The following is a 12,872-nucleotide window of genomic DNA, read 5'->3' as shown; positions in this document are numbered from 1 at the left end:
CAGCGGGGGAAGCACGGGGCGGACCTCGATCGCGGAGAGCGCAGCAAGGTCGAGCACGAGCGGCCGCTTCGCTGCCGCTCGTGCTCGACCTTGCTGCGCTCTCCGCGATCGAGGTCCGCCCCGTGCTTCCCCCGCTGCCCGCGCCCGCCGGTCCCGAGCCTGCCGCATCGCCGGTGGCAAGCCCCGCCTTCGTGGCGGTGGGCGCGCTTGGAACCGCCGCGAGCCTGGCCGCCCTGCAGACGGCCGCAAGCGGCGCCCCCACGCGCCCCCTGCGCTGGCTGCTCCTTGCGCCGCTTTTCAGCCGCATCACGAAGGAGAAGGCGATCCACGGCAAGCGCCAGGATCTCTTCGACGCCGTACGAGCCGAGCCGGGCATCCATCTTTCCGACCTTGCCAAGCGCGTCGAGTGCGGGTGGGGAACCGTCCTCTACCACCTGGCCGTGCTCGAGCGCGCCGGCTACGTCACGGTCGTGAAGGAGGGCGGCTTCAAGCGCTTCTTCCCTCGCGGCGAGTACGACTTCTCGCAGCTTCGCACGCTCTACGTCCTCAAGAACGGCCCTGCGCGAAGCGTGTACGACGCCGTGCGCGAGAACCCCGGGATCAACGGCGTGGGCCTGGCCGAGAAGGTGGGCGTCCGCCCCGCGAGCCTGGCGCGCCCCGTGGCCCAGCTCGTGCAGCTTGGGGTGCTGCGGAAGGTCCGCGCGGGGCGCGAGGTGCGCTTCTACACGTCCGACGTTGCCCCGGAGCCGGGCTTTGCAGTGGCCGGGTCCCCCGTGGCCGCCGGCGCCTGAACCCGCGGCGCACGGTCAGCCAAAGAACGCGTCGAGGCTGCGCTGACGCATCTGCTCCTTGGCGACGCGGTACTTGGCGAAGGTGTTCTCCATGCGATCGAGGGAGAAGTCGTGCTCGTGCACGAGAAGCTCCGTGACGGCCGCCTCGCTCGCCGGCTTCCAGGCGAGGGCGTAGTCGCTCGTGACGGCAGGCGAAAGGAAAATGCGGCGGATCTCGTCGGCCTCCGGGATGGAAACGCCAAGCTTGGCGAGCGCGCCTTCGAGGTTCCCGTGCTCCTTCACGAGCTTCACGGCCTTCTTGGGCCCCACGCCGTGCACGCCCGGATGGAAGTCCGTCCCGACGAGCAGGCCCACGTCCACGAGCTGCTCGCGCGTGAGCCCGAGGGCGGAGAGCGAGGGGGCAAGCAAAATCTCCTCGGGCTCCACGTCCACGTACACCTGGCGGCCCGGCAGCTTGCGCCGGCCCGTGACGGCGAGGTTGCGCACGAGCCGGGGGGCGCCGAACAGGAGAGCGTCGTAATCCTGGCTCACGGCCGCGTGGACGTCGCTGCGCGCGGCCATGTGGGACGCCTGCGCCTCGCCGTCGCCTGGCGCCGAAAGGTGCGGGATCCCAAGCGCGTCGAGGAGCTTCTTTGCCTCGCCCAGCATCTCGCGGTCGAGGTGGCTTGTCTGCGTGGCCTTCGAGAAGGCCGTGCGCGTGTCGCCGGCGGCCAGCGCGGCCTGGCGGGCCGACTCCGCCTTCGCCTTCACCGCCGCGCGGCCGTCGATCGTCGCGCGCTTCAACGCGTGCGGCAGGCCGTCCCACACGTACACGGGCTTGATGCCTGCCTCGACGAGGTTCGCGGTGCGATAGAAGAGCCCCGAGAGGTGGGAGGTGATGCGGCCCCGCCGGTCGCGAAGCGGCGTTCCGTCGGGCTGACGGATGATGGAGAGGAACTGGTAGAGCGCGTTGTGTCCGTCGATGGCGACGACTTTGCCGGCAAGGTCGCGAAGGCCAATCGGCGTGCGCGGGACGAGATCGCCAAGGTCCACGCCCATGTCCGACCCCACGGCAAGGCAGCGGATGAGGGTTGCGGACGAGCGCACGGCGCGCGCTCCGGCCCGATTCGGAAAAACTCCGGAGGCGGGCCGCCTCGCGCAATGCCCGTTTCCGTGCGGAACGTTCGTCGGGGCAAAAAGTGTCCACCCGACATGTCTGGGACGCGACGCGCGCGCGAGTCACCGATCGAAACCGCTAAATAATATCCGACGTCCAAGTCTATGTGTCGACCCGCGTCAGCGGACGTTGGCGACTCGGTGGATCGGATGGTGGGCGAAAAGCGCCGCGACGACAAGAAGGCCGTGGGCCGCATCGCCGAGGTTCTGGGCAAGAGCCTCGGGGACTCCAAGATGACCTCCGTCGAGGACGAGGACGCGCTGGCCGAGCGCGTGGAGGCGGCCCTCTCGGAGCGGGAGGAGCGGACCCGCAAGCTGGAGCGTCAGCTTTCGACGCTGCACGAGGAGGTCGGCGAGCTCCAGGCGATCGTGAAAGCGTACGAGGAGAAGTTCAACCAGATCAAGGAGCCGCCGCTTCTGCACGGCTACATCCTGCGCGTGACGGGCCTGGACCTTGGCCCCCGCGAGGTCTCCGTCGCAAACGGCAACCAGATCCTCAAGGTCAACACCGGCAACAAGGAGAAGCCGGAGCTCAAGCAGGGCCAGTACGTCTGGCTGCACCCCAAGACCTTCGCCATCATCGAAGCCTCCAAGCAGTTCGAGCAGGGCGTCGTCGCCAAGGTCGTCGACGTCATGAACGGCAAGCTCGTCGTGACGCTTGGCGACGGCTTCGAGAAGAAGGTCGTCGAGATGAACCCCGAGTTCCTCGACGAGGTCAAGATCGGCTACGAGGTCTCGCTCCTGCCCCCCACGATGGAGATCCTGGAGGTGCGGCCGAGCAACGAGATCCGCGACCTCTTCCTCGGCGAGAAGCCCAACCTGCGCTACCACCAGATCGGCGGCCTCGAGGAGGTCATCGAGCGCATCCGCGACGTGGTCGAGCTTCCCTACAAGGAGCCGGAGCTCTTCGCGAAGATCCACCTGAAGCCGCCCAAGGGCGTGCTCCTCTACGGCCCGCCCGGCTGCGGCAAGACGCTCATCGGAAAGGCCGTCGCCACGGAGAACAATTTCACGTTCTTCAACATCAAGGTCGCCGACATCCTCTCGAAGTGGGTCGGCGAGTCCGAGAACATGATCAAGGCAATCTTCCGCAAGGCGCGGGAGAACGCGCCCTCGATCATCTTCTTCGACGAGTTCGACGCGCTCGGCACGACTCGCGGACAGCAGGACTCGGCGGGCGTGCAGAAGAACATCATCGCCCAGATCCTCTCCGAGATGGACGGCATCGAGACGCTGAAGGACGTGTACATCCTCGGCGCCACGAACCGCCCGGACATGATCGACCCCGCGCTCCTGCGCCCCGGGCGCTTCGACGAGGTCATCGAGATCCCGCGGCCCAACCGCGAGGCGGCCAAGAAGATCCTCGACATCTACCTCACCGACGACCTGCCGCTGCAGAAGGAGTACGTGGACCAGCACGGCGGCGACAAGAAGGCGGCGCTCCAGGCGCTCAAGGAACGTCTCCTGTCCGAGCTCTTCGACGACAACAAGTGGGTCGAGTTCAAGCTCGACGCCGAGGCCAAGGAAGCGGTGAAGACGATCAAGCGCAAGGACATCGTCTCCGGCGCGCTTCTCGAATCCATCGTCACGACGGGCAAGAAGAACTACGTGAAGCGCTGCCTCGCCTTCCCGCAGAAGGACCCCCGCCGCGAGCCGCTCGGGCTGCTGCCCGAGGACCTGGTGAAAGCGGTCGAGGAAGAGAGCAAGGAGCACGCGCTCGTCGAATCGAGCGTCTACGCGAAGCGGCAACGCGAACGGGCGCAGTTCCGGCCCGAAGGCGTAGAAGTGATGTGATCCTCACTTCCACTGTTCGTCGCGCGCCTTCGGCTGCGCTCAGAAAGCGCCGAGGTCGTGTGAGCACGACGTCCACGTGCCCTCGCGGCGGCCTTCGGCCAAACGTCAGCGCTCGTAGATCCTCGCAGCATCCGTGAAGCCGTCGACCTCGGCGGCGGTCTTGCCCGGAAACACCTCGAGCTTGAGCAGCCGCGGCGCAAGGAGCTCCATGAGCGCGACGCCCTGCACACTTTCCAAGTTGCGCGCGCGCGGCACGTCGCCGGGCCGCAATCGGACCTCGCCCATGCGCGACGGGTCGTTCGCGGCGTAGTGCTGGAACTGGACGAGTTCGATCGCCAGCCGCCCGGTCGCGTCGGACACGTCGCCCCAATCGGGCGCGTTGCCGCGCACGCCAAACTGGCCCTCGCGGCCCGGCGTCCAGTTGCCGATCGAGAAGCGCAGCTGCGTGGGATCGAGGTGGTCGTACACCAAGGACAGGTGACCGTCCCAGTAGCGCCGCTGCTCCAAGCCTGCATAGCCGTTCGTTCCGCTGAGAAACCAGTTGCCCGAGAGGCGGCCATCCACGTCGTAGTCGATCTTGCCGGCGCGCGGCGGCGCCACGCGGAGGTTCTTGCCCTCGAGCATGGACCGCACGGGCTCGTCGAAATGCGGGAACGGATCGACCGTGTGCACCTTCCAAGGCTCGTACCCGGCGTACGCGCTCACGTTCACGAATCCAGGCAGGGTCACGTTGTAGTCGTACACGCCAAAGTCGAGCGTCTGCCCGCCGATGCGGCCCACGACCTGCCCCGCGCGCACCGGGATGCCGTCCCACGGCCCGGCGCGCCCCCCAAAGGTCCGGTTGTACTCGCTCTCGATCGCGGGGTCAAGCGACGTCAGCAGATCGAAGTAGCTCGTGAACGTGCAGGTGTGCGCGATGTCCATGCGCCATTCCCGCTGCCTTGCCGCCCCGGTGTCGACGTTCACGTCGCGGGGCTGGACGCTGTAGATGACGCCGTCGGCAATCACCCGCACCTCGTACACGTCGCGCTCGCCGCCGTACCCATTGGCGGGCGAGAAGTACATGTGGTCGATCGGCGTCACGTGCGCGCCGACGACAAGCCCGTACGGAATGATGCTCGGAAAATCCTCCTCGCGCATCGGAGAGACCGTGAATCGCACGGGGCCCGCGCCGTAGCAGCCGGCAAACCGCGGCCTCTGTCCCGGGGGAGGCACGCTGCCGTTTCCACTCGCACCGTTGCCGTTCCCGCCGTGGCCGTCGCCACCACCGCCTGTCGGGCCGGGACGGTCCCCGGGCGACCCGGAATCGTCTCCGGACGAGCCGGGCGGCGGGGCCCCGGACGGCGCAGAGCATCCGGCAAGCGCGATCGCAACGAGCACGGACATGGCGACGAAGGCGCGCAAGCGGCCCATGCAGGCGCAGCCGCCTTCTGCGCTATAGCCTTGTACGGACCGCCACGCGGTGCGGCTTCAACCGGGACCACGCTTCAACGTGGCCACACCGAGGCGCGCTGGGCGCAAGCGCGGGCCGTCGCGAAGGCGCGGGGCCTCGTCCGAAGCTGCCGCAACCAATGCTCGCTTGTGCGCAGCCACCTTGCGTGGGGGATTTGCTGGAAATGGTTCTTGAACTGGCGCGAGCAGACGGGACCGCATGCGGTGGAGCACCATCGTGGGACTGGGCTTGTTGGCGATCACCTCGTCGTTTGCGGCCGACCCTGCGCGGGCCGACGCCGAACCGTGCGGCCCTCCGTATCCGGCGTGCCCGCCGCCCCCCGAGCCGCCTCGCTGCGAGACGTTCATCGGCGTCGCGGGGCACTACCCCGCCTGTTGCCCCCGCCCGCCGCTGCTTGCGCTGACGTCGCCGGACCCGCAGGTCGTCGGCGATTGGCTGCAACGCTGCCACTTGGTGTAGCGACGCCCGACGGCGTCGGATCTTCGGAGGAAACGATTCAAGTGGGCCCACATGGACTTGTCCGCGATGCGGGCATTGGACAAGGACCGGCCTAGAACCGGCTTAAACCCCGGACGCCCGAGGGTATCACCGATGGGGACCTTCCGCAGCGTCGCCGCCGTCGCCGCGCTGCTTGCGCTTGCCGCGCCCGCGGCCGCAGCGCTCGAGGGCTCCGACTGGACCTTCGAGTCGGCAAGCCCCACGGGATCGGCCCACTCCGCCTCCACGCGCGACCACGCGCCCTCCGAGGTCGACGTCTCCTCGGAGGAGCTGCCGGGATGGGAGATTGTCTCCTCCGAGCGCGAAGTCGAACTGCACGATCTCCGCCTCGAACCCGCGCGGCCCCACGCGTCGTCCGCCGGAGCGGCCGTCGACGGCACGCCGATGTCCGCCCGCGGATCGGCCCTCCCCGGCGAAGGCGCGATCCCGTCGAGGCTCGACGCGCGGCCGTCCATCCACACGCTCGCCCGCGCGTGGGCCGGCGCCCTTGCGCACTGGGACGACGCGGCCGACGCGGCGCAAGGCGCATCGCACGACCCGACCGACGGCGCAAACCCGTTCGACCAAGGTCGGCGCTGCGGGAGCTTGGTCTACGTTTCGGGCCCCCCGAACAAGCAGGACGCGCCCGAGGCAGGCTTGTGCGCCGTTTCGATCCCCGCAGGCGGGCTCCTGCGCCAAGGCGCCGAATCGTTCGTCCGCGTCGCCCGCTCGGCAATCGGCGCAGCCGACGCGGCTGCCCGAGCGGCCTTCGAGGCGGCCTCCGCCACGTGGGACGTGCCGTCTGCGGCAGCGCACCTCTCGTTCGACGAAGCCACCGGCGGAGGCGTTCGCTTCGAGGCGCCCGCGGCGCGCGCCGGAGTCCAGGCGCCGACGATCGCAGCGCGGCTGGTCGCCGGCTCCGTCACGGTTGCCTTGCGTTCCGCCGGATCGGCGGCGCAAGCGGCCCCGTCGGCCTCGCTTGGCGTGGAGGCAGCCTCCGACGGGCTCGCCGCGCCGGCGGGGATTCCCGGCGTGGGCCGCGCGGCCTCGGCCGCGCTGGATCGGCCGCACGCGGACCGCGCCATCGCTCGCGATCCACCGAGCGCAAGCCCCCTCAAGTCCTCGGCGGGATCCCTCGCAGAGTCGGCCGCCGAGCGCGCGCCCGTCCTTCCCCTCGTGGCCGCCGCCCTTGCCGTGCTTGCGCTTCTGTACCACCGCCTGCGCGGCGGGGAGCTTCCGGCGCAAGCCACGCGGCGCGCCATCCTCGCCGAAGTCGCTTCGAGGCAAGGTCTCACCGAGCGCGGGCTTGCGCGCGCGGTGGGCGTCCATCCGACGACGGCCCGCTACCACCTGCGCAGGCTCGTGGCGGACCGGCTGCTCGTGGCCCGCAAGGCGTCGAAGACCATCCACTTCTTCCTGCCCGGCCACGCAACGGAAGGCGCGGCGACCCGCGAGGCGGCGCTTGCCTCGCCCGCGGCGCGGGCCATCGTGGAGGCGGCGCGGGCGCAACCGGGCCTTGGCGTGCGCGACGTCGTCCTTGCCGTTGCCCTGGACCGCACGACGGTCCACCACCACGTTGCGCGCCTGGCGGCCGCAGGCGTTCTTCGGATCGAGCGCGGCGGCCGCGCGCTGCGGCTCCACGCCGCTTGAGCGTCGGAAGGTTGCTGGAAGGTTCTTATCGCCCGGCGCCACGACCCTCACCCTGCATGTGCGGTTCCCGCTCGCACGCCGAGCACCACCGTGCCCTGGACGAGCTGCTTGCCCAAAGCCGGGCCGTGGCGCGCGCGCTTGCCCGCGCGGTGGACGCGCGCGAGCGGGAGCGCCTGCTCCGGCTCGACGCGCAGATCGAGGCGCGGATCGACGAGCTTGCGTGGGAGCGAGCGGGGGCGCGCCCGGCAGCAGCCGGCGCTCTGCACGTCGAGCGCGACGGGCGCGGCCAGCCGTTCCGCGCCGACGACCGGCCGTGGGACCTTCGAAGGACGAACCTTACGACGGCCGCGGAGGTGCGCCATGCATGCGACGACGTGCCGCCCTGACCGGACTTGCAACCGCTCTTGCCCTTGCCCTGACCCCGCCGACGGCCGCCCTGCTGGAACCCGGGGGGGAGGAATTCATCGCGCAGGCGCAAGGCACCGTGCACTTCACGCGGACCTTGCACAACGGGAACGTGCTCTGCAACGACCCGGCGATCTTCGTCACGGTCACGGTGCAGACGATTACGGACCCTCCGCCGGGGTACTTCACCGTCCTCAACCAGTTGGAATCCCCGACCACGGTGCATCGCATCACGGTCACGGCGTTCGACGCGGACGGCGCCGGGGACATCCTGGCGGACTGGCGGCACCACGTGCCCTTCTGCACGCTGCAGGAGACCATGTACACGTGCGGCTCCGAGCGGGTCGGATCGCGATCCGACGCGTTGCGGGTCGACTGCGAGCTGCCAAATGGTCGCCGAAGCAGCCTCTTTTTGGGACCGCCGGGCCTGGAAACAGAGTTCCGCTGGGTCTATGACTCGCCCGGCTGCGGCTGCAATCCGGAACCGTACACGATGGTTCTCGAAGGGCTTGTGAGGCGCCTCTGAGGGGATCGTGAGCCGTTTACTGCGCATATGCGCAGTAACGGGGCCGGATGTGCGCCGACAGCCGCGCGACATTTCCACCCCGGCCGTGCCGCCGCCGAGCGTCGCGCCGAAAGCCTTTTGCCAGAGCAGCATCCAAGATTGACACGGCTGTCAAACATGTTTACATCGCTCTTCGGGGACGGCCCGGACGTGAAGCTCCTCGACTTCCTGGCCGAGCACCCCGAGTTCGACTACAACGTGATGGAGCTCTCGCGCCACGCCGCAGTCGCGCGGCCCACCGTGTACAAGGTGCTTGCCCGACTCACCAAGCAGGGCATCGTCGAGGAGACGCGGCGCATCGGCAACAGCACGTTCTTCCGGCTCAACCTCGCGCACCCCTCCGTCGCACGCATGCTTGCCATGCGCGAGGAGATGGGCGCGCCGGCGCCCGGACGGCCGCGACGCGCCAAGCCGGCGACGCGCGGCCGCGCGCAGGGGAGGACGTAGCGCCATGGAGCCGATGGTCCAGGGGACGGAGCACGAGTACACGCTCTTTAGCCACCGCATGAACCCCCTGGGCATCGACCCGCATCGCCTTGCGCTCGAGTACATCCGAAGCTCGGATCTCTCGGCCGGCGGCGAATTCCTGAAGAACGGAAGCCGCGCGTACTTCGACGTGGGGCACCTGGAGATCAGCACGTGCGAGACGACAAACGCCCGCGACTGCCTCCTGTGGGAGAAGGCGGGCGAGAGGATCGTCGATCTCGCACGTCTCAAGCTCGAGAACGACCACAACGTGAAGATCAGCGCCTACAAGAACAACACCGACCCGGACGGCGTCTCGTACGGCAGCCACGAGAACTACTGCATCTCGCGCGAGCTTGCCTTCCCGGACGCTTTCGTGAAGAAGCTCGTGCCCTTCCTCGTCTCGCGCATCATCTACACGGGCGCAGGAGACGTGATTGAGGGCCGCTACGTGCTCTCGCCGTGCGCCTACCTCACAAGCCAGGTCGTCTCCGGCGGGAACCTGTACAACACGGGGATCCTGCACACGCGCGACGAGCCGCACGGCGACCCCTCGCGGTTCCGTCGGCTGCACGTGATCATCGGCGACGCGCTCATGGGCGAGGTTCCCATCTGGGTTCGCCACACGGCGACGGCGCTCGTGCTGCGCGCGATGGAGCAGGACCGCATCCGGAACCCGCCCGAGCTCAAGAACCCGCTCGAGGACATGTGGCGCATGGTGGAGATGGTCGATCCGCTCAAGTGGAAGCTCGAGCCCAAGGAGGGCAAGAAGACCACACCCATGGAGATCCAGCGGTACTACCTCTCCGAGGTGGAGGACCTCGTCACGACGAAGGACGAGAAGGAGGCCTTCGCGACGTGGGAGTGGATCCTCACGAAGATGGAGAAGGGCGACGTCAAGGCGCTCTCGCGCAAGATCGAGTGGATGAGCCGCCTCATGGAGGTCGAGCGAATGATCGATCTCAAGGGCCGCGCGGAGAACGTCGAGCTTGCCGCCGTCAAGCAGTACAGCGAGGTCTCCGAGCACCGCTCGTTGTACGGGCGCCTCCTGCAGGAGGGCCGGATCGACCGCGTGCTCACCGACCAGGAGATCAAGCGCGCCATCCGCGAACCGCCGTCCGACACGCGGGCGCTCGCCCGGGTGAAGATCCTCGAGGACTACGAGATCGCAAGCGCCGACTGGGCCGAGATCCGCGTGCTCACGGAAGAGGGCGGCGCCGAGACGATCGAGCTTCCCGATCCCTATTCGACGAAGGTGCCGATCTGAAGGTGAGGACCGTGCCAGGAGCCAAGCTGAAGAAGAAGACGAAGCAGGCGAAGAAGACCGAGGTGAAGTTCGAGGTGGGCGAGGAGTTCGAGGCCGCCTCGGCCAAGGACAAGGACTTCGACCTCGACCTCGACGCCGCGCGCTTCCAGGGCAAGAAGGGCCAGGCGGGAACGCGGACGAAGGCGACAAGCTAGCGGGTCTTTTCCCCGCGGCGGCCTCCAAGCTTTCCACGACGTCACGGCAAGGTTTATGATGGGGTAGGAGAGCGGCATTCCGGGGAAGAGTTTGGCCCAAAAGGCCGGCGTGAAAGAGCTGAAGGTCCAGTTGCCCGTCGCCCTGCACATCAGGCTGCACGCGGTGAAGGCGCTGCAAGGCCAGCCCATCTGCGTGTCGGTGGAGAAGGCGCTTGCGCTGTACTTCGCGCAGCACCCGCTGCCGGACGACGCCCTCGTGGACCTGTCTTCGCTCAAAGAGCCCGAACCGGGCACCGCGGCGCCGTAGGCGCGCGCGGCGGTCGAACCGTCAACTAGATACCGCCCAGCCCACGTCGCGGACCGGATGCCCTCTTCCGTCGAACCGCACGCCCCGCAGGGCGCGGCGACGCGCGCGCCCGTCGAACGTGCGGACCTCGTGCCGGCGTTCTTCATGGGCCTGCTGCTTCTGGGAAGCATCCTGCTTGCCATGGCGAGCGCGCGCATCTACCAGGCCGAGGTGGGCCCCATCTTCGAGCGGCCCGACGACCCGGTCAACGCCGTCTTCTACCTCGGGCTCGTGATCGTCTTCACCTTCGTCATCCTGCTCGTGGCCAGGTACGGCTTCGCGCGCCTCATCCGATACATCTTCCTCTCCTTCGTCCTCCTCACGCTCGTCTACGTGAGCCAGCCCCTGGCCGCCATCGGCCTGCGCGCGATCGTCGGCGCCGACCCCTCGCTGTTCTCCTCGGCCGCGACGGGGATCGTCACGGGCTCGAACGTGGCCGCGCTCGTCGTCGCGTTCCTCGTGACCTCGCTCTTGTACGTCCACCCGGAATGGTGGGTCATCGACGTCGCCGGCGTCGCGGTGGCCGCGGGCGCGGCGGCCATCTTTGGCATCAGCTTCGGGCTTCTGCCCGCGCTCCTGCTGCTTGTGGCCTTCGCCCTCTACGACGCGATCGCCGTGTACCGGACGAAGCACATGATCGACCTTGCCGACACCGTCCTTGACATGCGCCTGCCCATCATCCTCGTCGTCCCCCGCAAGCGCGGCTACAGTTTCCTCGCGGAGACGAAGCGGCTCAAGGAAAGCGTCGAGAAGGAGGAGCCGCGCGACGCCATGTTCATGGGGCTAGGGGACATCGTGATCCCCGCGGTCCTCGTCGTCTCGAGCCTCGCGTTCCTGCCCGCCGATCCCGCGCTCCTGGGCCTTCCGGGCAACTGGGTCGTGGCGCTCGCGGCCCTTGCGGGCACGATGGCCGGCTATGCGGTTCTCATGTGGTTTGTCCTCTCGGGTCGACCGCAGGCGGGCCTTCCAAGCTTGAACGGCGGCACGATCCTCGGCTTCTTTGCCGCGCTCCTTCCCCTCTACGGCGTCGCCCCGCTCCTGCCGATCTGACGACCAAGAGCGCAAACCTTTCCTACCGGCGCCCGGATGCCACCGCCATGTGCCGCATCCTCGCCGCCAACTCCGCGCAACCCATCGCCGCGGAGCGCTTCACCGACTTCCCCTCGCTGTGCACGAAAAGCTCGTGCGGGCCGCACCGCGACGGCTGGGGCGTCGTCGCCGCGACGGCCGAGGGCCCGCGGCACCTCGGCCGCGAGGCGAAGCCCGCCGACGCGCCCGATTCGAGTTGGGCGGCAGCGATGGCTCGCCTGGCCGAGGGACGCCCCGCCGGAACCGTCCTGGCGCACCTTCGCGCCGCAAGCGCGGGCCTGTCCGTACGCCTGGAGAACACGCACCCGTTCCTGCACGGACGGTGGGCGTTTGCCCACAACGGGACGCTCCACGATTACCGTCCGGAGCTTTCGGTCCCAGCCGAGGGCGATACGGACAGCGAGCGCCTGTTCAAGTTCCTCCTGCCGCGCCTGGAGAATCCCGGTCCCACGGTGCCGACGATGGTCGAAGCGCTGCGCCGCGTCCGATCGCAGTGCGCCTCCTACACCGCGCTCACGTGCGTCTTCACGGACGGCCCCCGCCTGTTTGCCATCCACGACTCGACGAAGGGCCACGAGGACCACGGTCTCGTCTTCGCCTCCGATCAGGGCGTCCTGTGGGTGGCCCAGGAGCCCCATTTCCCCGCGCACTGGCGCCCCGTCGAGAACCAGCACATGCTCGTCGCGGAGAACGGCCGGCTCAAGGGCGTGGTGCCGCTGTTCCGCGTCTAGCGCCTGCCCGGGCTCTTCTGCGCGGGGCGGAAGCGAAAGGGCCATCCGTACGCCCCGCCGTCTCGCCGTCGTGCGCACGGAGGACGGCGTCAGCGCCGTGGTCGGCGGCATCCTCATCATGACGATCGTGCTCATCAGCATCACGATCATCCTCCTCTCGGGCGGCCCGCTCGTGGAGGAGACAAACGCGCGCGCGAATTTCGTGCAGGCCGCGCAGTCGTTCGGTCAGCTCAAGGCGACGGCGTCGCAGCTTGCCACGAATCCCCAAAGCGCGGCGGCGACGTGGCGGATGCCGGCCATTCCCGGCTCTCTCAACCTCGAATCGCGTGGCGATCGCGTCCTCGTCGTCGCCTCGAACTCGACCACGGTCCGCCTTTCGATCCTCGCGTGGGAGAACAGCGACGACTGGGTCGTCGTGCACGTCGACTCCCTGCTTCCACCGACGCAGTTCTCGGTGCGCGCCTGGTCGCTTTCCGGCGGCGTGACGGAG

15 protein-coding genes are annotated in these 12,872 nt (G+C 68.7%); 13 read left to right on the top strand and 2 right to left on the bottom strand.

What is annotated here, in order from left to right:
* The first annotated feature begins 80 nt into the window (after positions 1–80).
* The gene (locus tag VM681_06110) at positions 81–791 is read left to right on the top strand and encodes a hypothetical protein (protein ID HVL87562.1); all 711 of its coding nucleotides are present in this window, start codon (positions 81–83) and stop codon (positions 789–791) included.
* Positions 792–806: 15 nt separating this feature from the next.
* Here the strand turns inward: VM681_06110 and fen are convergent, their stop codons facing one another.
* The gene (gene fen, locus VM681_06105) at positions 807–1,877 is read right to left on the bottom strand and encodes a flap endonuclease-1 (GenBank protein ID HVL87561.1); all 1,071 of its coding nucleotides are present in this window, start codon (positions 1,875–1,877) and stop codon (positions 807–809) included.
* 222 nt (positions 1,878–2,099) lie between these two features.
* Here fen and VM681_06100 point away from each other — a divergent pair, with 222 nt between their 5' ends.
* Positions 2,100–3,740: an AAA family ATPase gene (locus VM681_06100; GenBank protein ID HVL87560.1), complete on the top strand. Its 1,641-nt coding sequence runs from the start codon at positions 2,100–2,102 to the stop codon at positions 3,738–3,740.
* 105 nt (positions 3,741–3,845) lie between these two features.
* Here the strand turns inward: VM681_06100 and VM681_06095 are convergent, their stop codons facing one another.
* Positions 3,846–5,153 (bottom strand): hypothetical protein, encoded by a 1,308-nt coding sequence (locus VM681_06095; protein ID HVL87559.1) that lies wholly within the window; start codon positions 5,151–5,153, stop codon positions 3,846–3,848.
* A 238-nt stretch (positions 5,154–5,391) separates the two neighbouring features.
* On the opposite strand from VM681_06095, the gene VM681_06090 reads away from it, so the two are divergent.
* The 11 genes from VM681_06090 to VM681_06040 form a co-directional block, all read left to right on the top strand.
* Positions 5,392–5,652: a hypothetical protein gene (locus VM681_06090; protein ID HVL87558.1), complete on the top strand. Its 261-nt coding sequence runs from the start codon at positions 5,392–5,394 to the stop codon at positions 5,650–5,652.
* 132 nt (positions 5,653–5,784) lie between these two features.
* On the top strand, positions 5,785–7,320 hold the full coding sequence (locus tag VM681_06085) for a winged helix-turn-helix transcriptional regulator (protein HVL87557.1): 1,536 nt from the start codon (positions 5,785–5,787) through the stop codon (positions 7,318–7,320).
* Between the two features lie 56 nt (positions 7,321–7,376).
* On the top strand, positions 7,377–7,706 hold the full coding sequence (locus VM681_06080; GenBank protein HVL87556.1) for a hypothetical protein: 330 nt from the start codon (positions 7,377–7,379) through the stop codon (positions 7,704–7,706).
* Positions 7,685–8,251, top strand: a complete 567-nt coding sequence (locus VM681_06075; GenBank protein HVL87555.1) for a hypothetical protein — start codon at positions 7,685–7,687, stop codon at positions 8,249–8,251. Before VM681_06080 ends, VM681_06075 begins: the two co-directional genes overlap by 22 nt.
* 189 nt (positions 8,252–8,440) lie before the next feature.
* Complete coding sequence (locus VM681_06070) at positions 8,441–8,737, top strand: helix-turn-helix domain-containing protein (protein ID HVL87554.1); 297 nt, start codon at positions 8,441–8,443, stop codon at positions 8,735–8,737.
* 4 nt (positions 8,738–8,741) lie between these two features.
* Entirely contained in the window at positions 8,742–10,022 is a 1,281-nt protein-coding gene (locus tag VM681_06065; protein ID HVL87553.1) for a proteasome accessory factor PafA2 family protein, read from the top strand.
* Between the two features lie 11 nt (positions 10,023–10,033).
* Entirely contained in the window at positions 10,034–10,216 is a 183-nt protein-coding gene (locus VM681_06060; protein ID HVL87552.1) for a hypothetical protein, read from the top strand.
* A gap of 109 nt (positions 10,217–10,325) precedes the next feature.
* Positions 10,326–10,523: a hypothetical protein gene (locus VM681_06055; protein HVL87551.1), complete on the top strand. Its 198-nt coding sequence runs from the start codon at positions 10,326–10,328 to the stop codon at positions 10,521–10,523.
* A gap of 57 nt (positions 10,524–10,580) precedes the next feature.
* Positions 10,581–11,612 carry a presenilin family intramembrane aspartyl protease PSH gene (locus VM681_06050; protein ID HVL87550.1) on the top strand — a complete coding sequence of 344 codons (1,032 nt, stop codon included), beginning with the start codon at positions 10,581–10,583 and terminating at the stop codon, positions 11,610–11,612.
* Positions 11,613–11,659: 47 nt separating this feature from the next.
* On the top strand, positions 11,660–12,382 hold the full coding sequence (locus VM681_06045; protein ID HVL87549.1) for a class II glutamine amidotransferase: 723 nt from the start codon (positions 11,660–11,662) through the stop codon (positions 12,380–12,382).
* A 70-nt stretch (positions 12,383–12,452) separates the two neighbouring features.
* Positions 12,453–12,872, top strand: a 420-nt coding sequence (locus VM681_06040; GenBank protein HVL87548.1) for a hypothetical protein, incomplete at its 3' end; no start/stop codon positions are given.

The sequence above is a fragment of the Candidatus Thermoplasmatota archaeon genome (genome assembly GCA_035541015.1).
Lineage (GTDB): Archaea > Thermoplasmatota > SW-10-69-26 > JACQPN01 > JAIVGT01 > DATLFM01.
The sequence above is the reverse complement of the archived record's forward strand: the minus strand, read 5'-3'. Positions and strand labels throughout refer to the sequence as shown.